Origin of the sequence: Mycobacterium sp. 48b, assembly GCF_048282725.1 — a bacterium.
Classification (GTDB): Bacteria; Actinomycetota; Actinomycetes; order Mycobacteriales; family Mycobacteriaceae; genus Mycobacterium.
Genome location: NZ_JBLVUL010000001.1, coordinates 825,345 through 843,421 on the forward strand (window position 1 = coordinate 825,345; position 18,077 = coordinate 843,421).

Sequence of the window (18,077 nt, forward strand, 5' to 3'; positions counted from 1 at the left end):
CGTATGTGAGGCCCGGTCTGCCCTGCCGCGCTCCGAGGAGAGTTGTCCGGACTGTGTCCTAGCTGTGCCGCAGGGGCGCCGGGCTCCACAGTCCGCTGCGGATCGCGGTGCCCAGGTCCAGGCGGGCCGTTGTGGCGTCCGGGTACCACGGCGTCAGCCGTTGCAGAGAGCCCCAGTCCCGGAACCAGTCGTCGCGCAGATAGGTCGGCACGCTCGACGGCCGCAGCAGTAGTTCGGAGATACCCAGCGGGCCGCCGCCCAGGTAGTCCATCACCGGCGAGTTGGCCTCGGCGCCGAAGCGGTCCGGCAGGATCCGCCACTTGGGCACCTCGGTGACGCCGTACTGGTGGCCGAACGGTCGCTGGCAGGGGAACGCCAGACCCACGAGCCAGTCCAGCAGGACCGGGTCCTGCGACCCGACCACTTCCTGGAGGGTGCGCAGCTGCGGGATGCGCGGCGGGGTCACCGCGATCCAGTGTTGCGGGGCCAGGTCGTCGTCGGAGGCGACCAATCGGATCTGGGTGGCCTCGCGCGGGATGGCGGCCATCGGGGCCCGCAGGTTGCGCCAGGCCGGGGCGGCGCCGACATCGGCGAATCCGATGCCGCCGCCGGGTTTGTTCTCGGCGGCCTGCGCGTCGGTGGCCCACTGCACCACGACCTCGCCCGGATCGAAACGGCCCGCGGCCGAGACGACCAGCAGCGGTCCGGCCTTGTCGCGGTCGGGCAGCCGGTACCAGGCCGAGCGCATGATCGCGGGCTGCTGGGTGCCGGCGCGCCAGCTGCCCAGCACCTCGGTGGTGGCCGGGTCGAGTCCGTAGGGCAGCCGGGCCCGGGAACCGTTGACCCCGGCGGCCGCGGTGGTGCCACCTTCGGTGCCCACTTCACTGCCCGTCACGGTGCCGGAGTCGGTGTCGGCGAAGTTGCCTGCGCCGGGCTGTTCCATCACCGGGTCGGCCGAGACGTCGGACGGGATGCCGTTGGGGCCGAAGCCCTGCGCGGTGACCGCGCCGAGGGCCTGCCCGGGCGGCTCGCTGATCGGTGCCAGCAGGCCGGCGTTCGCGTTCTCCTCGACCATCACGTCGCTGGCCAATCCGCAGGTCTTGCCGGTGAGCGCTTCCAGGTTGGAGCGCCCGACCGACCAGGCCGGGTATTGATTGGTCATCGCCAGGGTCAGCGAGACCACCTCGAACATCACCAGCACCCACGCGGCGATCGCCAGTGGCGATTGCACAATCCGCTGCCAGCGGCGTTGTGGCACGTCGTCCGGGGACTCGTCCCGGCCGCTGAAATGGAACCAGGCCGCCAGCAGCAGGGTCAGCACCGACAGGCCCAGCAGCATCGTGGTGAACCCGAAGTGCCACTCGGGGAACGAGTTCGACCAGGGCACGCCGAAATTGGAGACGTACCACCAGCCGTTGACGGTGGCGAAGGACAGCGCCACCACGAACAGTACGAGCGCGGCGAACATCGACCGGTTCCGCCGGGATTTCATCGCCGCGGCGGTCACCGCGACCGCGGCCAGCGCGCCAAGGGATCCGGCCAGCCCGGCGAACACGCCGAAGTGGTGCGTCCACTTGGTCGGGGTGAACATCATCGCCAGGAACGAGATGATCGTGATGCCGACGATGCGCCGGCTCGGGCCGGCCGCGGTGCCGGGGATACGGCCCTTGCGCAGCGTCATCGCCACCGACACCGCCAGTGCCACCAGCAGCGTCAGCACCGCGAAGCGCCGCGCCACCGAACCGTCGGGGCTTGAGGTGAACAACCGTGAGTAGCGGATGTGCTCGTCGAACCAGGCCAGGCTGGGGCCGACGGCGGATTTGAAGGTGCTGGCCTGCAGTTCGCCGGCCAGGGTCTGGTCGCGGAAGATCAGGATGATCGTCACGGTGCAGGCAGCCAGGATCGGGGCCAGCAGGGGCAGGTGGCCGAAGCGTGAGGTATGCCGGGCCACAATCGTTTTCAGCGGTCCCACGGCGACCAGCAGGGCGCCGACGGCAGCGATGCCGGTGGGCCCGGAGAACAGCGTCAGCGCGCCGATGATGATGGCGATGGCCACCGGCAGCATGCGGTTGGTGGCCACCCCGCGCTCCACCGAACACCAGGTCAGCAGGATGCCGAGGGCGATGATCGGTTCGGGCCGCAGGCCGTTGTTGAGCGGCAGCCAGAACGCCAGGAACATGCCCGCCGCGGTCCAGGCGGCCGCGCGGTTGGTCTTGACGGCTCTACCGAGCCGCGGCAGCACCTCACGGCTGATCACCCACCAGCAGGCGAGCGCCATCAGCAGGGTGGGCAGCCGCATCCAGACGCTGTTGGTGGAGACGTGTGCCCACAGCGCCAGCAGGTCGTAGTACCAGCCGAACGGCGCCTCGGGGGTGCCGAACCAGCGGTAGTAGTTCGCCATGTAGCCGGCGTGCTCGGACACCCTGGCCATCGTCAGGATGTAGCCGTCGTCGGACGTGTTGGCCCCGACGAAGTGCCACCACACCAGGACGGCGGTGACCAGTCCGTCCAGCGGCGTCATCGACCACCAGCGGGGCGGCAGGAAGTGCCGGTGCCGGACGCCGTCGGCGGTGTCGAGGCGGTGCAGCGCGCCCAGGGCGATGACGGTCATCGCGACGCCGATGATCATCGCCATCAGTTTGAGCAGCGTCGGCGCGCTGCTGTACCGGGAGTCGATGGTGGCCGAGAACTTCAGGCCCTCGGGTGCGGGGCCGGACAGGTCGGTGAAGACGCCGACGATCTGCGGGCGGAAGTCGTAGCCGCCGCGCTCACCGCGCAGCGGGGCGTCGGGGTCGTCGGCGGTGTCGCTGGAGGCGGCCTGGGTGAGTCCGACGAATTCGCCGGTCACCTTGTCGGCGTGCGCGGTGAAGGTCAGGGACTGACAGGCCGGGCTGAGCACCGCATCGAGCGGCGCGCTGACCACCGGGGTGTTGCGCACGATGACCAGCAGGTCGTTGTTGACCCGCTCGATCAACAGGCCGCGGTCGATCGCCTTGGGCGCCTGCTTGGGCACCGTGGACAGAAGGACGGTGCGGCCGCGATTCTCCGGTCCGGCCAGGCCTGCGGCGGCCTGGCACGGCACGGTGATGGTCAGGTCGGTGGCGACGTACCCGATCAGCGGCGCGTTGATGCTCTGCCAGGTGCCGTTCTGCGGCCAGTTCAGCTGGGCGGTCGTCTGCTTGACCGGAAGCAGTGGTGTTGCCACCGCCATCAATACGCCGAGCAAACCGGCGACGATCGCGATGAGCCGCACCGTCCGGTGGTTGCTGCCGGCGGTTCCCTGCGGTCCCGTCACGGGCTCTGATGCTATCGGCGTATCAGTGGCCATTGGGAGCGGGCTTTCTGATCGCCAGGACAAATGGGCCGATGTCGGTCACCTCGAAACGTGGATCTTTGAACAGTGCAGCATCGAGCGCCACGTGGTAGCGGCGCACATTCGGCTGGTTGGGGTAGACGTCGGAGGCCAGGCGCAGCGTGTAGGTGTCGTTCGCGCCGTGGCGCATCAGGAACACGGTCGGCGCCTTCCAGGGCATCTCGTCGAGTGCCTTCACGAACTGGTCGGCCTTGCTGAGCGTGGCCCAGCCCTCGATGGCCTTGGCGCGCTTGTCGAATTCGGCCAGCGGGTTGGCGTAGTGCGACGTCAGGCCCTGGAACCCGTAATAGGGGTAGTACGACAGGAAGCTGTAGTCGGCGGTCAGCACCACGGTCTGGTTGCGTGGCACACCGGTGACCTCGGCGATCTTGGCGTCGATCTCGCGGTAGTAGCGCTCGGCGCCGGGTGCCCGGCGGTCTGCCCGCTGCCCGGTTCCGTCGGTGTCGGTGTAGGCCACGTTGATGTCGGGGCGCAGCACGTCGGGGATGTCCTGGCTGAAGGTGACGGCGCCGATCACGCCGATGGCAGTGGCCGCGGCGACCACCCGCCGCGCAGTTTCCGGCTGATACCGCCTGGAGATGGCCTGCGTCGCTTCGACGAACCCGAACGCCCCCGCGGTGGTGAGCAGCACGGTCAGCGCGGGCTGCAACCGGAAGGACAGCAGAGTGGTGCCGGCCAGGGTGGTCAGCATCGACAGCAGCGACCAGGCGTAGACCGCGAGCACCGCGATCGCCAGGGCTCCGGCCCGCGTCGAGCTGCGCGCCCGGACCACCAGCCACAGCGTGCCGAGCATGCACAGTGCGCCGAGCAGGGTGAAGCTAAGCATGGGGAAGGTCAGCTGGGCGCCGGCGTCGGGCAGATAGTGCTGGGCGGTGCCCTTCTCGGCCGGTGTGCCGCGCAGCGCGGCCAACAGATATGGGGCCCAGGTGAGCAGGGCGATGGCGCCGGCGATCACCGCGATGACAACGCCTCTCAGAAGCGGGTCGAAACGGCGGCGGGCAACGGCCAACACCAGTCCCATGATGGCCAGCGTGAAGGCGCAGTACAGGAACAGCAGGGTGTAGAGCAGGGCGGTCACCCCGAGGAAGATCCCGACGCCGACGACGGCGGCCCAGCCTCCGTTGCGGGTCTGACCGCGCAATCCGGACCACGCGAGGACGAACACCGGAGGTAGCAGCACGGTGATGATCGCGGCGTAGGGCTCGGTCGAGGAGTAGGCCAGCATCGCGGCGGTGCTCGCCGTGGTGACGATCAGCGCGTACTCGAACCGAATCATGGTTGCCCACAGCACGAATGCCAGCGCCACGGCGATGGTGATCGAGACGATCGACCAGGGCTTGAACATCTCCCAGGCCGGGGTGCCGGTGGCCGCGGCGATGCGCCCGCCCATCCAGAACCAGCCGGCGGGGTAATAGGGCGGAAGCCCGAAGTAGGTCATGTCGTGCAGGCCTGGGGCGTCGGCCAGCCGGGTCAGGTACTCGGTGCGGAACTGCTGGTCGACCGAGACCCCGAACAGGTACAGCTTGGTGGCGCCCAGCGGCATCGCCAGGGTGACGACCGAGAACGCCGACAGGAAGATCAGCCCGGCCAGCCGGGCCAGGGTGCGCCGGCCTCTACGCCAGATCAGTCCGGCGGCGAAGATTCCGGCCAGCGCGCCGACCTGGCCCACGGTGGTGAGCGCATGCAACTGGTTGGACGTGTTGTAGGCCGGCCATTGGACCTGGGCGATCGCCGCGATCGACACCCCCGCCACTGCCGAGGCGAGCATGAGGGCGATCACCATGTGTCCGATGACCCTGGCCGGACGGGCCTGCATCAGATGGGAAGCTTGCGGAAGATGGACCGCGGGATGTGCCGCAGAACCATCATCACGTAGCGGAACGCACCCGGCGCCCAGACCAGCTCCTTGCCCTTGGCCGACGCGGTGACGGCCAGTTCGGCGACATATTCCTTGTCGACGGTCAGCGGGGCTTCCTTGACGTGGGCGCTCATCCGGGTGCGCACCTGGCCGGGGCGGATAACCAGGACCCGCACACCGAATTCGCGCAGCGCCTCGCCGAGGCCGAGATAGAACCCGTCGAGTCCGGCCTTGGTGGAGCCGTAGACGAAGTTGGACCGGCGCACCCGCTCGCCGGCGGCCGAGCTCATCGCGATGATCTGGCCGTAGCCCTGGGCGCGCATCTTCTCGCCGACCAGGACACCGACCGAAACCGCTGCGGTGTAGTTGATCTCGGCGATCTGCACCGCCTTCCGCTGGTTCTGCCACAACTCTTCGGCGTCGCCGAGCAGGCCGAACGCGACGATCGCGACATCCACGTCACCAGAGGCGAACGCCTTGTCGATCACATCGGGGTGGCTGGCGGTGTCGACTGCATCGAAGTCGAGGACCTCGACCGAACTGGCGCCGGCGGCACGCAGCTGGGCCACCGCGTCGTCGCGGCCCGGGTCGCCGGGCAGGGCAGCCAGCACGATGCGGGCAGAGGCGTCGCGCAGATAGCGCTCACAGATCGCCAGCCCGATCTCTGAAGTGCCGCCGAGCAGCAGAATCGTCTGGGGGTTACCTACGGCGTCGAACACCATCTAGCGCAGCTCCAAGCCTCGGGGGACATCGTGACGAGGGTACCGTGCGGTTTCCCCCGAAAATCCGAGCGCAGGATCTTGACCGCATTTCCTACACGACGTAGCTTTTTTCTACACCTTGTAGGAAATGGGGGAGACCATGACCATCCGTGACTGGCTGACGTTGCCCGAGACGGAACCGGGGGAGGACTACGGGTTCTTCGGCCCCGATTCGGTGACCTGGGAGGTGTGGAGCTACCCCACCTCGCTGTCCATCGGGTTCCAGCGTGCCGTCGTCATCGAAGAACTCGACCCGGCGCTCGTCGCCGCGGTCGACAAGACCCACGAGATCTACTCGCGCCCGCGTACCCGCTACGACCGGACGCTGCGCTACTTCGCGATGGTGGCGTTCGACGACAGTCGCTCGACCACCAAGGCCGCCGACGTCCTGGTCAAGATCCACTCCAAGGCCATCGGCACCGACCCGGTCACCGGAAAGACCTACGACGCCAACAATCCTGGTTCACAGCTGTGGATCCACCTGACCGCGTGGCATTCCATCCTGGTGGCCTACGAGAAGTACGGCCCCGGCCCGCTGCCGCCCGAGGAAGAGTTGCAGTACTGGCGGGAATGCGCGATCGCCGCCGAACTGCAGACCTGCGATCCGTCCGATGTCCCCCTGACCCGCGAGGGCATCCGCGAGTACTTCGAGAAGATGCGGCCCGAACTGATCGGCTCGGATATCGCCCGGCAGGCGATGCACCACCTGCTGGGCGCCGAGGTGATGTTGCCCAAGATGCCGCTGCTGCTGTGTCCCGGCACCAGGGTGATCACCGCGTTCCTGCGCCGCGGCACACTGGCGACCATGCCGCGCTGGATGCGAGAGATGGCCGGTCTCAGCACATCCCGGGTGCTCGACGCGCTGGTGGTGCCGCCGCTGAGCGCGTCGTTCACGGTGATCGCCATGAGCAAACGGCTCCAGCTGATCCTGCTGCGGCTGCTCTCACCGGCCACCCTGCCGATCGGTGCACGGGTGCTGCTGGCGGTTCCGCCGAAGGATCCGATCACGACGACACCGCGAGAGGCCCAGCGTCGCTTCGGCTACGACGCGCCGAGTCAGGCACACTTCTCGCTTCGGGAACGTCAGCAGGTCCGCGTGTTCGGCGACGGCCTCGCGCCGAGTGACGAGGGCATCATCGAGTCGCAGCCGATTCTCGGTGGGATCGGTTGACCCGTGATCAAGAATCTTTTCGACTACCGGTTGAGCATCCGGCAACTCGTCTACCTTGCAATCGTGGTGGGTCTGCCGTACTTCGTGATCGGCGCGGTCTGGGCCTCCACCCACAGCGATCACATCGCCGGGCTCACGGGTCTGGACAAGCTGTTTTCGTTGTTGGGCGAGATCGTCGCGTGGCCGGTGCTGATCATCGCCGATGTCACGCTGACATGAGCGGAGCGCAGTGAACGAAGCAGCAATCGCCAACCGGGCCCGGGCCGAGCATCTGGGCCCGGACCGGCGCCGGCCGCAGGTACTCGACACCGCGCTGGAGATCGCTGCACAGCAGGGCCTGGCCGACGTGACGATGGGAACCATCGCGAAGCGCCTGGGCGTCACCCGTCCCGTGGTCTACGCCTGCTACCCCGGCCGCGGGGAAGTGCTTGCCGCACTGCTGGATCGGGAGACCGATGCGGTGCTGGCCAGCCTGCTCGAACTGCTGCCACCGCAGCGCACCGGCTCCATCGAGCAACTGTTCGTCGATGGGTTCCGTGCGCTGAGCAGCACGGTGCGCGAGCGTCCTGCCTCGTGGCGCATCATCTTCGCCGCCGATCCCGATCCGGTGCTGACCGCCGCGATCGTCGCCGGCCGTGAGCGCATCCGGGACCAGCTCGCGACCGCGATGCGCCCGCTGCTGCAGCGGTGGCAGGTCGCCGATGTCGACGTCGCGCTGCCGATGCTGGTCGAGGTCTTCCTGGCGATCTGCGAGGCGGCGGTCCGGAAGATGCTCGACACCGATGACGATGACGACCCTGAGCTGGTGGCCGAGATGTTCGGCAAGGCGGCTTATCGGGCCGTACGCGCAAAACCCTAGTGCGACAACAACACCCCGCGGGCTTCAAGCCCGCGGGGTGTTGCGTTACCTGTCGGTCAGGCGATCAGGCGTCCAGATCGAACCGGTCGTTGTCCATCACCTTGGTCCAGGCCGCGACGAAGTCCTTGACGAACTTCTCCTTGGAATCGTCCTCGGCGTACACCTCGGCCAGGGCCCGCAGCTGCGAGTTCGAGCCGAACAGCAGATCGACCCGGCTGGCGGTCCACTTCGGGGAGCCGCTGGCGCGGTCGGTGCCGACATAGGTGCCGTCATCGGCCGGTGCCGGTGCCCACTTGGTGGCCATGTCGGTCAGGTTGACGAAGTAGTCGTTGGTCAGCTGACCCTTCTTGTCCGTCAACACACCGAGGTCCGAGCCGCCGTGGTTGGCGCCCAGCATCCGCAGGCCACCGATCAGCACGGTCAGCTCGGGAGCCGACAGGCCGAGCAGGTTGGCCCGATCGATCAGGCGGTACTCGGCCGGCAGGCTGTCTCCCTTGGCGACGAAGTTGCGGAAGCCGTCGCCCTTGGGCTCCAAGTAGGCGAACGAGTCGACGTCGGTCTGCTCCTGCGAAGCATCGCCGCGACCCGAGGTGAACGGCACCGCGACGTCGAAACCGGCGTCCTTGATCGCCTTTTCGAGGCCGACGACACCGGCGAGAACCACCAGGTCGGCGAACGACACCCCGCTGTCCGACGAGGCCTGGATCTCCTCGAGCTTGGCGATCACCGGGGCCAGCTCCTCGGGCTCGTTGGCCTCCCAGCCCAGCTGCGGCTGCAGCCGGATCCGGCCGCCGTTGGCGCCGCCACGCATGTCGCTGGAGCGGTACGAGGCCGCTGCCTTCCATGCGGTGTCGACCAGCTGCTGGACAGTCAGACCCGAGTCCGCGATCGCCGTCTTGAGGGTGGCGACGTCCGCATCGGACAGCTGCTTACCGGCCGGGATGATGTCCTGCCACACCCAGGTCTGCTTGGGCACCAGCGGACCGAGGTAGCGGGTCACCGGACCCATGTCGCGGTGGATCAGCTTGAACCAGGCCTTGGCGTACTCCTCGGCCAGTTCCTCGGGGTGATCGAGCCAGCGGCGGGTGATCTCGCCGTAGATCGGGTCGAACCGCATCGACAGGTCGGTGGTCAGCATCGACGGGTGGGTCTTGCCGGTGCCCTGCGCCATCGGCACCGAGTTGGCCCAGCCGCCATCCTTGGGCTTCCACTGGTTGGCGCCCGCGGGGCTCTTGGTCAGCTCCCACTCGTTGCTGTAGAGGATCTCCAGGAAGCTGTTGTCCCACTTGGTGGGGGTGTGCGTCCAGGTCACCTCGATACCGCTGCTGACGGTGTCGTTACCCAGGCCGGGGTTGGACCAGCCCAGGCCCATCTGCTCCAGCGGTGCGGCCTCGGGCTCCACGCCGTTCTCGATGTCGGTGGCGCCGTGGGTCTTGCCGAAGGTGTGACCACCGACGATCAGTGCCGCGGTCTCGATGTCGTTCATCGCCATCCGGCCGAACGTCTCGCGGATGTCGATGGCAGCGGCCAGGTAGTCCGGATTGCCTTCGGGCCCTTCAGGGTTGACGTAGATCAGACCCATGTGGCTGGCGCCCAGCGGGTTCTCCAGCTTGGTCCGGTCGCCGTCGGCGCCGGCGTAGCGTTCCTGAGAGCCCAGCCACTCGTGCTCGGCGCCCCAGTAGATGTCCTCCTCGGGCTCCCAGAAGTCCGGGCGACCGAAGGCGAACCCGGCGGTCTTGAAGCCCATGTGCTCCATCGCGCGGTTGCCGGCGTAGACGATCAGGTCGGACCACGAGATCTGCTTGCCGTACTTCTTCTTCAGCGGCCAGAGCAGGCGGCGGGCCTTGTCCAGGCTCACGTTGTCGGGCCAGCTGTTCAGCGGGGCGAAGCGCTGCATACCGCGCCCGCCGCCTCCGCGGCCGTCCTCGACCCGGTAGGTACCTGCGGCGTGCCACGACATGCGGACGAACAGCGGGCCGTAGTGCCCGAAGTCGGCGGGCCACCAGTCCTGCGAATTCGTCAGCAGCTCGTCGAAATCGCGCTGGAACGCCTCGACGTCGAGAGACTTGACCGCTTCGCGGTAGTCGTAGCCCTCGTCGGTCGGGTCGATGGCGGGGGGATTCTTCTGCAGGATCTTCAGGTTGACCGCATTGGGCCACCAGTCGCGGTTGCTGCCGCCCTCGACGGGAGGCTTGATCAGCATGGGACAACCGCTTTCGGCGGGTTCGGTTTGTGCTTCACCAATCGGGGGGTGAGTTTCGGCGTCGGCCATGACAAATCCTTTCCGGGGCTGGCGGGTTAAGGGGTTATCTAGTTGGGGCGGTGGAACATTCGGGGCAAGTACCCCAATAGATGACCTCGGCTTCATCGATCTCGAAACCGTGGTCGTGTGACGCGGTCAGGCATGGGGCCGACCCGGCCGCGCAGTCCACGTCGGCGATTGCGCCACACGATCGGCACACGACGTGGTGGTGGTTGTCGCCGATACGGGATTCGTACCGGGCGACTGAACCGGAGGGTTGGATGCGCCGCACCAGTGCTGCTGCGGTCAGCGCATGCAACGAGTCATATACGGCCTGGTGGGAGACCTCGGGCAGGTCTTCGCGCACCGACCGGATGATGGTGTCCGTGTCAGCGTGCGGGTGCGCATGGACTGCGTGCAACACCGCCACTCGGGGGCGGGTCACACGCATGTCGGCGCTTCGCAGCATCTGCTGGAAGTCCGCGGTTGTCGCCACGGACCGAAGTCTTGTCCCTTTTCTGGAATTAGTCAAGAATAAAATTCTCGCGATTCCGAGTGGGGCGGTGAGGGGCTAGACGAGCTCCAGCCGGCGTGCCATGTCCGACACGAACAGGCCGTCCGGGTCGACCCTGCGGCGCACGGCCAGCCACTCGTCGATGCGCGGGTACATCGCGTGGAACATCTCGGCTGTCGTGCGGGAATCCTTGGCGGTGTAGAGCCGGCCACCGAATTCCAGTACCCGACGGTCGAGTTCGGTGACGAACTCGTTCAGTCCGGCCTTGATCGGGAAGTCCACGCAGACATTCCAGCCCGGGATCGGGAAGCTCAGCGGTGCCTGATTTCCCGGGCCGAACAGCTTGAACACGTTGAGGAACGAGTAGTGCCCCGAGCGCTGGATGTCGAGGATGATGCCCTTGAACTCTTCGACGGCCTCGGTCGGAACCACGAACTGGTACTGCAGGAATCCCGCCGGACCGTAGGCGCGGTTCCATTCCCCGAACATGTCCAGCGGGTGATAGAACTGCGTCAGGTTCTGCACCTTGTTGCGGTAGGTGCCCGACTTCAGGTACCACAACTCGCCGATCGGCATGAACGTCAGCTTGTTGGCCAACCCGTTCGGGAACACGTCGGGCAACGTAAGTAGCTGTGGCGCATCGAATTTCAGCGGGTCTTTTTGCAGCTTGGGCGGCAGCTGGTCCAGGGTCGCCAGTGAACCTCGCGAGATCGCGGCGCGGCCGAGCTTCGGCGGCTTGCTGATCGCGTCGAACCAGGCCGACGAGTAGGTGTAGTTGGACTCGCTACCGTCGCTGTGGAATTCGATGGTCTCGTCGAGTGTCTTGGTGACATCGCCGTCGGCGATGAAATACGCAGTCTCCGTAGGCGTCATCTCGATGGTGGCGCGCAGGATGATGCCGGTCAGGCCGTTGCCGCCGACCGTGGCCCAGAAGATGTCGGCGTTCTCGCCCTCCGGCGTCAGGTGCAGCACCTCGCCGCCCGCGGTCAGCAGTTCCATCGAGCGCACGTGGTTGCCGAAACTGCCTGCGCTGTGGTGATTCTTGCCGTGGATGTCGCAGCCGATGGCGCCGCCGATCGTCACCTGTCGGGTGCCCGGCAACACCGGAACCCACAGTCCGTGGGGCAGCGCGGCCCGCATCAGCTGGTCGAGGTTCACCCCGCCGTCCACGTCGACCAGCTTGGAGCCGGCATCGATCGAGTGGATCTGGTTCAGCGACGACATGTCGATGACGAGACCGCCACCGTTCTGCGCGTTGTCGCCGTAGGAGCGGCCCAGGCCGCGGGCGATCACACCCCTGCCCTTCTGCTCGGCGGCGCGCGCGACGGCCCGGACGATGACCTCGGGATCGCTGGTTGAAAGCACCTGTGCCACGGTCGGTGCGGTCCGGCCCCAGCCTGTCAGGCGCTTGGGAGTGGTCGGCAGATCGGTAGTCGACATCGCTGAGAAGCGTACCGGTGTTGAGCGCCGCGGGATCAACGATGCCTGTGTTCAGTGTTGATTATTTCTGATATTGAGCGGCGGTCCGGACCAGGTGTTCGCCGCTGTTACCAGCGTCAATCGGATGGCTTGCGTCCGGCGTGGTGATTGCCTGCATGCGTCGTTGATCGCTCGCCGCAGCCCAGGACCGGAGCACGATCGCATAGCCGACGAGCATCGCGGTGAGCAACAGCGGCATAGGTACCTCGAGAAAGTTGGAAAAAGTGCCCATGGCTATTCCGAGGGCTGGGATCACCGCGCAAAGGACCCAGCAGTGGAACAGCAAGCGGATGGACTTGGCAGGGGCTCCGTGGAACCGGTAGAGCAGCAGGGCGCGCCGTATCGGGCGTTGGTGCGGTTCCAGGTGTTCATCGGAGGTGTCCTCGGCGCGAGCGGCGAGAGTTCGAAAACCGAAGCTCAGCAGGCCGACGATGATCAGCATGATGAGGCCGCCGGGCACATCACCGCTGCCTCCTCCATCAGGTTTCGCCGTCCAGTCGAGCAGCCCTTGCACGAACATGCCCAATCCCCACGGCACCAAACAAACCGTGATGTAGAACATTGCCCGGAAGAACCTGGCCGCCCGGCTGTGCAGCGGGTAGGCCAGCAACAGCCGGCGGAGCGTGATTCCGGGGCGATCGGTCGCTAGCGGCTTGGCAGCGCCAACCAGCCCACTCGCTTCCTCCAGCCATCGAGTGGCTTGCATGCTGGCCAGTTTCTTCGCCTCGGGATCATCTGCCGTCAGTCCGACAGCGTTGACCCATTCGGCGGCGAATGCCACCTGCCGCGTGGCGTCTTCAAAGGCCAGCTTTCGGCGTCCGGCCTCGGTTCGTCGCTGCCGCCAGTCGCCAACCGTCAGGGCGGCGAATCCGACGGCGGCTGTGACGACCGGAGCCACAACGGCGATCACGATCTGCAGAACCTGGTCGGCATTCATGGCAGCTCCTTCCGCCTCAAGAAAATCTTCGAGGCCGTCGAAAGAGCTGGATAGAGTACCCGGCTACCCGATATTCAGTGCAGCTTGAAGATCACCGCGCGCTGGACGATGAAGTTGATCACCGTTGCGGTGCCCTGGGCGATGATGAACGCGACCGGCACCCGCCAGGGCTGGTTCTCGAACTGCACGTAGAACACGAAGTTGATGCCCACCTGCACCGCGTAGGTCACGGCGTAGAGAACACAGACGGCGATGAACCGGGCCGTGCTCGGAGGTGCCTGGAAGGTCCAGCGCCGGTTGATCAGGTACGCCGTGGCGGTGCCGGCGATGAAGCTGATGGTCTTCGCGACATTGACCCGGATGTCCTCGTCGACGTGCCAGAACGTGGCGAAGAGCCGGAGGAAGGTGATGTAGAGGCCGAAGTCCACGATCGCCGCCAACCCGCCGGTCACGATGAATCGGAACGCCTGCGTTTTGAGGTCAAGGGTCGGCGACATTACGGGCTCAGCCACTCAGGCAGCTTAGCGAGGCCGTACGGTGCACTCGTGCTGCAGACGGTGCTCAACGACCTCGGGATCGCGGTGTTCGCGTCCTCGGGGGCGATGGTCGCGATCCGCAAGGGCTTCGATCTGTTCGGTATCGCGGCGCTGGGCGTGCTGACCGGTGTGAGTGGCGGGGTGGTCCGTGACCTCTTTCTCGGCGTCCATCCGCCCACCTCTATCCAGCACTGGCCCAACATCACGGTCGCGGTGGCCGCGACGGCCGTGGCGACCCTCACCGCCAAGCACCTCATCCGGTTCAACCACATCGTGCTGCCGCTGGACGCGATCGGGATGGGCTTCTTCGCGACCTCCGGTGCGGCGTTCGCCGTCGACCACGGTGCCAGCTGGTTCGCGGCCGTGCTGATCGGCATGACCACCGCGATCGGCGGCGGCATCATCCGCGACGTACTGGTCCGGGAGATCCCGATGCTGATGCGGCCGGACGACCTGTACGCCGTCCCGGCATTGATGGGTGCGACGACGTACGCCGTCATCGACTACTTCGGCCCACAGTGGATCGGCCTGCTGGTGGGTACGGTGCTGGCCACGACCCTGCGCCTGGCCGGGCTGGCATTCCACTGGCGGTTGCCCACCGGGCCGTCCGATCTGATCGCGCGCGAGGATTCCTAACGCAGCGTCGCTGACAGCACGCCGCACAGTGCGTCCACGGCAGGGCCGAAGGCGTGGTCCGCGGGTGCGCCGAATCCGATGATCACCCCGTCGGGATCGGGGGTGTCCGGTCCGGCGAGGGGATGGCGCATGATCGACAGCCCGCTCAACGCGATACCGGCTTCACCGGCCCGACGCAGCACCTCGGGTTCGGCCCCGTCGGGGAGGGTCAGCAGCATGTTCACGCCCGCGGCCAGCCCGCCGATGCCGAGGTCGAATCCGGCCAGCGCGGCGGTCAGGGTGTCGCGTCGCCTCCGGTAGCGGTTGCGCATCCGACGGATGTGCCGGTCGTAGTCGCCGTTGCGGATGAAGTCGGCCAGCGTCAGCGCCGTGAGAGCGTCGACGTGGTACTGCGCCCCGCCTGCCGCCGCGATGACCGGATCGATCAGTGCGTCGGGCAGCACCATCCAGCCCACCCGCAGCACCTGGGCCATGCTCTTGCTGGCCGAGCCCAGGTAGACGACCCGCTCGGGGTTCAGTGCCTGCAGGGCGCCGACCGGTTGGCGGTCGTAGCGGAACTCGCCGTCGTAGTCGTCGTCCACGGCATATCCGCCGGTGCGCTGCGCCCAGTCGATGACTGCGGTGCGGCGCCCCGGGTGCAGGGCCATCCCGAACGGGCTCTGATGCGCGGGAGTGAGTAGTACCGCCGGGGTGTCCAGCCCATCCAGATCGCCGATCACCGCGCCGTGTTCGTCGACGGCGATCGGTGCCGTCGGTACGGCCAGCGACGCGAGCGCGTCGCGGAAGATGTACAGCCCGTGGGCCTCCACGGCGATCGGTCGCCGGGTGCCGAACACCCGGCCCAGCAGGTCGACGCCGTCGCGGACCCCGGAGCAGATCACGATCGATTCCGGGGTGGCCCGCACGCCGCGCACGCGGCCCAGGTACTCGGTGAGAGCCTCGCGCAACGCCAGTGGTCCGCGTGGGTCGCCCATCCGCAGTGCCGATACCGGTGCGTTCGTGACGGCGCGGCGTGCCGACGCCAACCAGGCCGACCGAGGGAACTCCGACACATCAGGGGAACCGGGCATCAGGTTGTGCCGCGGGACAGCGGGAATGCGGCGCGGGCGCGGCGCCGGCCGCGGGACCGTGGGGCGTGCGACCCAGGTGCCCGCACCCTGGCGGGAGGCCAGCCAGCCTTCGGCGACCAGTTCGGCGTACGCCTCGGCGACGGTGTTGCGGGCCAGTCCCAGGTCGGAGGCCAGCGTGCGTGACGGCGGCAGCCGGGTGTCGGTGCTCAGGCTGCCACTGCGAATCCCCTCCCGAAGTGCGGTGATCAGCTGCTCGCGGGCGGTTCGGCTACCGGGCTCGATCATCTCGCGCAGCTCGAGGTGCAAGTCCCGGCTGCCTAAATTGGCCCGCGAAGTCACTGGGATATTGAACCATCTAGGCGGTATTTTCCGGGCTAGCGTTGACGGCATGACACAGACACTCGAACCAGCCGCGACCGTTGACCGACTCAAGATCTACAAGGTCTCGCCCGAGCTCTACGACGCGATGATGACGCTGTCCAACGCGGCAGCCAAAGATGTCGACCCCACGATCGGCGAACTCGTCAAGATCCGCGCGTCGCAGATCAACCACTGCGCGTTCTGCCTCGACATGCACACCCACGACGCCCGTAAGCAGGGCGAGACCGAGCAGCGGCTCGCGCTGATCGCGGCCTGGCAGGAGGCGGGTGACCTGTTCACCGAACGGGAGCAGGCGGCGCTGGCCCTGACCGAGGCCATCACCGAGCTGGGCAACGGCCACGTCCCCGACGCGGTCTACGCGCGCGCCGCCGCGGCGTTCACCGAACGCGAGCTCGGCCAGGTGATCGCGATGGCCGTAACCATCAATGCATGGAACCGGATCAACGTCACCGTGCGGATGCCCGCTCCGCGGCGCTGATCCCGCGCGAGATGTGCCGGACGCGCGTGAAGGCGCTTCCGCCACCCCTTTGCGTGTGATGTCAACCACAAATCGGAATATCGGGCGCCGGTCCGTTGAATCGATCTTCGGCCGTTCAGTTAATCCGGGTGTTCGGCGCTGTGTAACGGAACGTTTACACAGCAAGCGCAAACCCGGGGCGGTCGGCGGGCCGGTCCGCGATATTGACGATGGTGACGGCAACCATTCCGCTCATCGTGATTGACCGGCCCGCGCTCTACGGAAGGGGTGAAATGCCAGTTCTGACCCCATGGCGCGGTCCCTGCCCGACGACTGGCCGCCCGCGCCATGCGGGTTCGAAGCCCGGCGCTCACAGGTAATTGACAGCGGCAGTGTGACGCGTGTCAATGTTGATCTAGCAAACTTTGTACCGCCATTTGTCTGGCGGGCGGGCGGAAACGGGTTGCCGTTGCCGCCCGGATGCCGCCCGGTTACGTTTCCTCCTGCCAATCATGAGCAAGGCATGAGAACCGGGTGTGACCTCCCTAATCGGGCGGCATCTCGCCCGAGGATCTCTGGGGCGAGGCCCTGGTTGGTGAAGAACGAATCGGATCACCGACATAGCTAGGGAGAACATGTTGGCATTCAGTCGGGTGCTGGTCGCATTGGTGACCGCAATGGCCGGGGTCATCGCTGGCCTCTTCATAGGCACGGGCACTTCACATGCGGGTCTGGACAATGAACTGAGCCTGGTTGACGGTCAGGACCGGACCCTGACCGTTCAGCAGTGGGACACCTTCCTCAACGGTGTGTTCCCCCTGGACCGCAACCGGCTGACCCGTGAGTGGTTCCACTCCGGTCGCGCCAAATACACGGTGGCGGGCCCGGGTGCCGACGACTTCGAGGGCACGCTGGAGCTGGGCTACCAGATCGGCTTCCCCTGGTCACTCGGTGTGGGGATCAACTTCTCCTACACCACCCCGAACATCCTGATCGACGATGGTGACATCACCGGCCCGCCCTTCGGCCTGGAGTCGGTCATCACCCCGAACCTGTTCCCGGGTGTGTCGATCAGTGCGGATCTGGGCAACGGCCCGGGCATCCAGGAAGTGGCGACTTTCTCGGTGGACGTCAAGGGCGCGGCCGGCGGTGTGGCGGTGTCCAACGCACACGGCACGGTGACCGGTGCGGCCGGTGGTGTGCTGCTGCGTCCGTTCGCCCGGCTGATCGCCTCGACCGGCGACAGCGTCACCACCTACGGCGAGCCTTGGAATATGAATTAAGGACATGAACGTCCAGTAGTCATCCTCCCGATCGGCGCGTCCCGCTTCTCTCGAGAAGCAGGGCGCGCCGATTGTCATATGGCGGCTACGGTGGCCTCATGACGCCGCAGAGCCCGGTTTCGGTGCTCGGGGAGGACGAGAGCTGGCAGCTGCTGTCCAGCGTGACCCTGGGCCGCCTCGTCTCGACCATCGGCACCAGGCTGGAGATCTTCCCGGTCAACTTCGTCGTCCAGCACCGCACGGTGCTGTTCCGGACAGCCGAGGGCACCAAGTTGATCAGCACGCTGTTCAACGACCGGGTGCTGTTCGAGGCAGACGACCACACGGGCGTCGGCGGGTGGAGCGTCATCGTGCGGGGCGTGCCACAGCTTCTTGAGGCACCGGACGAGATCGCCGAGGCCGAGCGCGCTCAGCTGTTGTCGTGGATCGCCACCACGAAACGCCGCTACGTGCGGATCCGGCCCAAAGAGATCTCCGGGCGGCGATTCGTGTTCGGCGGCCTGTCGGAGGACGGGTAGCG

16 protein-coding genes are annotated in these 18,077 nt (G+C 66.9%); 7 read left to right on the forward strand and 9 right to left on the reverse strand.

Annotated features, from left to right (window positions below; all coding sequences use genetic code 11):
* Nucleotides 1-58 precede the first annotated feature (58 nt).
* Genes ACNQR1_RS03850 through ACNQR1_RS03860 form a run of 3 tightly spaced genes read right to left on the reverse strand, consistent with a single transcriptional unit; the run spans nt 59 to nt 5,953 of the window.
* Entirely contained in the window at nt 59-3,328 is a 3,270-nt protein-coding gene (locus tag ACNQR1_RS03850; protein ID WP_418044180.1) for an arabinosyltransferase domain-containing protein, read from the reverse strand.
* On the reverse strand, nt 3,318-5,189 hold the full coding sequence (locus tag ACNQR1_RS03855) for a galactan 5-O-arabinofuranosyltransferase (RefSeq protein ID WP_418044182.1): 1,872 nt from the start codon (nt 5,187-5,189) through the stop codon (nt 3,318-3,320). The genes ACNQR1_RS03850 and ACNQR1_RS03855 overlap by 11 nt, the downstream gene beginning before the upstream one ends.
* On the reverse strand, nt 5,189-5,953 hold the full coding sequence (locus tag ACNQR1_RS03860; protein WP_418044184.1) for a decaprenylphospho-beta-D-erythro-pentofuranosid-2-ulose 2-reductase: 765 nt from the start codon (nt 5,951-5,953) through the stop codon (nt 5,189-5,191). Before ACNQR1_RS03860 ends, ACNQR1_RS03855 begins: the two co-directional genes overlap by 1 nt.
* Before the next feature lie 139 nt (nt 5,954-6,092).
* Between ACNQR1_RS03860 and ACNQR1_RS03865 the strand changes: the two genes are divergently transcribed.
* From ACNQR1_RS03865 to ACNQR1_RS03875, 3 genes are read left to right on the forward strand one after another with little or no spacing between them, the layout of a single operon-like run.
* The gene (locus ACNQR1_RS03865) at nt 6,093-7,163 is read left to right on the forward strand and encodes an oxygenase MpaB family protein (RefSeq protein WP_418044185.1); all 1,071 of its coding nucleotides are present in this window, start codon (nt 6,093-6,095) and stop codon (nt 7,161-7,163) included.
* A 3-nt stretch (nt 7,164-7,166) separates the two neighbouring features.
* Nucleotides 7,167-7,382 (forward strand): hypothetical protein, encoded by a 216-nt coding sequence (locus ACNQR1_RS03870; protein WP_418044187.1) that lies wholly within the window; start codon nt 7,167-7,169, stop codon nt 7,380-7,382.
* Between the two features lie 10 nt (nt 7,383-7,392).
* Nucleotides 7,393-8,022 (forward strand): TetR/AcrR family transcriptional regulator, encoded by a 630-nt coding sequence (locus ACNQR1_RS03875; protein ID WP_418044189.1) that lies wholly within the window; start codon nt 7,393-7,395, stop codon nt 8,020-8,022.
* Between the two features lie 64 nt (nt 8,023-8,086).
* Here ACNQR1_RS03875 and katG read toward each other — a convergent pair whose 3' ends face one another.
* The 5 genes from katG to ACNQR1_RS03900 all read right to left on the reverse strand — a co-directional run bounded on the left by katG (nt 8,087) and on the right by ACNQR1_RS03900 (nt 13,691).
* A complete protein-coding gene (gene katG / locus ACNQR1_RS03880; protein ID WP_418044191.1) occupies nt 8,087-10,294 on the reverse strand; it encodes a catalase/peroxidase HPI in 2,208 nt (735 codons plus the stop codon).
* 34 nt (nt 10,295-10,328) lie between these two features.
* On the reverse strand, nt 10,329-10,733 hold the full coding sequence (locus ACNQR1_RS03885) for a Fur family transcriptional regulator (RefSeq protein WP_418050266.1): 405 nt from the start codon (nt 10,731-10,733) through the stop codon (nt 10,329-10,331).
* 102 nt (nt 10,734-10,835) lie between these two features.
* A complete protein-coding gene (locus ACNQR1_RS03890) occupies nt 10,836-12,218 on the reverse strand; it encodes an FAD-binding protein (RefSeq protein ID WP_418044192.1) in 1,383 nt (460 codons plus the stop codon).
* A 61-nt stretch (nt 12,219-12,279) separates the two neighbouring features.
* Nucleotides 12,280-13,194, reverse strand: a complete 915-nt coding sequence (locus ACNQR1_RS03895) for a hypothetical protein (RefSeq protein ID WP_418044194.1) — start codon at nt 13,192-13,194, stop codon at nt 12,280-12,282.
* A gap of 74 nt (nt 13,195-13,268) precedes the next feature.
* A complete protein-coding gene (locus tag ACNQR1_RS03900; RefSeq protein WP_418050267.1) occupies nt 13,269-13,691 on the reverse strand; it encodes a GtrA family protein in 423 nt (140 codons plus the stop codon).
* 48 nt (nt 13,692-13,739) lie between these two features.
* On the opposite strand from ACNQR1_RS03900, the gene ACNQR1_RS03905 reads away from it, so the two are divergent.
* Nucleotides 13,740-14,366 carry a trimeric intracellular cation channel family protein gene (locus ACNQR1_RS03905; RefSeq protein WP_418044196.1) on the forward strand — a complete coding sequence of 209 codons (627 nt, stop codon included), beginning with the start codon at nt 13,740-13,742 and terminating at the stop codon, nt 14,364-14,366.
* On the opposite strand, the gene ACNQR1_RS03910 is transcribed toward ACNQR1_RS03905, so the two are convergent.
* Nucleotides 14,363-15,721: a PLP-dependent aminotransferase family protein gene (locus ACNQR1_RS03910; RefSeq protein ID WP_418044199.1), complete on the reverse strand. Its 1,359-nt coding sequence runs from the start codon at nt 15,719-15,721 to the stop codon at nt 14,363-14,365. The genes ACNQR1_RS03905 and ACNQR1_RS03910 overlap by 4 nt on opposite strands.
* Nucleotides 15,722-15,824: 103 nt before the next feature.
* Between ACNQR1_RS03910 and ACNQR1_RS03915 the strand changes: the two genes are divergently transcribed.
* The 3 genes from ACNQR1_RS03915 to ACNQR1_RS03925 all read left to right on the forward strand — a co-directional run bounded on the left by ACNQR1_RS03915 (nt 15,825) and on the right by ACNQR1_RS03925 (nt 18,075).
* On the forward strand, nt 15,825-16,295 hold the full coding sequence (locus ACNQR1_RS03915; RefSeq protein WP_418044201.1) for a carboxymuconolactone decarboxylase family protein: 471 nt from the start codon (nt 15,825-15,827) through the stop codon (nt 16,293-16,295).
* 614 nt (nt 16,296-16,909) lie between these two features.
* Nucleotides 16,910-17,557 (forward strand): MspA family porin, encoded by a 648-nt coding sequence (locus ACNQR1_RS03920; protein ID WP_418044203.1) that lies wholly within the window; start codon nt 16,910-16,912, stop codon nt 17,555-17,557.
* A 98-nt stretch (nt 17,558-17,655) separates the two neighbouring features.
* Entirely contained in the window at nt 17,656-18,075 is a 420-nt protein-coding gene (locus ACNQR1_RS03925; protein WP_418044205.1) for a pyridoxamine 5'-phosphate oxidase family protein, read from the forward strand.
* Nucleotides 18,076-18,077 lie beyond the last annotated feature (2 nt).

What these genes read in the sequence shown, in the direction of transcription:
- ACNQR1_RS03850 (WP_418044180.1), bottom strand. Translation starts at nt 3,328, where the DNA reads ATGGCCACTGATACGCCGATAGCATCAGAGCCCGTGACGGGACCGCAG.
- ACNQR1_RS03855 (WP_418044182.1), bottom strand. Translation starts at nt 5,189, where the DNA reads ATGCAGGCCCGTCCGGCCAGGGTCATCGGACACATGGTGATCGCCCTC.
- ACNQR1_RS03860 (WP_418044184.1), bottom strand. Translation starts at nt 5,953, where the DNA reads ATGGTGTTCGACGCCGTAGGTAACCCCCAGACGATTCTGCTGCTCGGC.
- ACNQR1_RS03865 (WP_418044185.1), top strand. Translation starts at nt 6,093, where the DNA reads ATGACCATCCGTGACTGGCTGACGTTGCCCGAGACGGAACCGGGGGAG.
- katG (WP_418044191.1), bottom strand. Translation starts at nt 10,294, where the DNA reads ATGGCCGACGCCGAAACTCACCCCCCGATTGGTGAAGCACAAACCGAA.
- ACNQR1_RS03885 (WP_418050266.1), bottom strand. Translation starts at nt 10,733, where the DNA reads ATGCTGCGAAGCGCCGACATGCGTGTGACCCGCCCCCGAGTGGCGGTG.
- ACNQR1_RS03890 (WP_418044192.1), bottom strand. Translation starts at nt 12,218, where the DNA reads ATGTCGACTACCGATCTGCCGACCACTCCCAAGCGCCTGACAGGCTGG.
- ACNQR1_RS03895 (WP_418044194.1), bottom strand. Translation starts at nt 13,194, where the DNA reads ATGAATGCCGACCAGGTTCTGCAGATCGTGATCGCCGTTGTGGCTCCG.
- ACNQR1_RS03900 (WP_418050267.1), bottom strand. Translation starts at nt 13,691, where the DNA reads ATGTCGCCGACCCTTGACCTCAAAACGCAGGCGTTCCGATTCATCGTG.
- ACNQR1_RS03910 (WP_418044199.1), bottom strand. Translation starts at nt 15,721, where the DNA reads ATGATCGAGCCCGGTAGCCGAACCGCCCGCGAGCAGCTGATCACCGCA.
- ACNQR1_RS03915 (WP_418044201.1), top strand. Translation starts at nt 15,825, where the DNA reads ATGACACAGACACTCGAACCAGCCGCGACCGTTGACCGACTCAAGATC.
- ACNQR1_RS03920 (WP_418044203.1), top strand. Translation starts at nt 16,910, where the DNA reads ATGTTGGCATTCAGTCGGGTGCTGGTCGCATTGGTGACCGCAATGGCC.
- ACNQR1_RS03925 (WP_418044205.1), top strand. Translation starts at nt 17,656, where the DNA reads ATGACGCCGCAGAGCCCGGTTTCGGTGCTCGGGGAGGACGAGAGCTGG.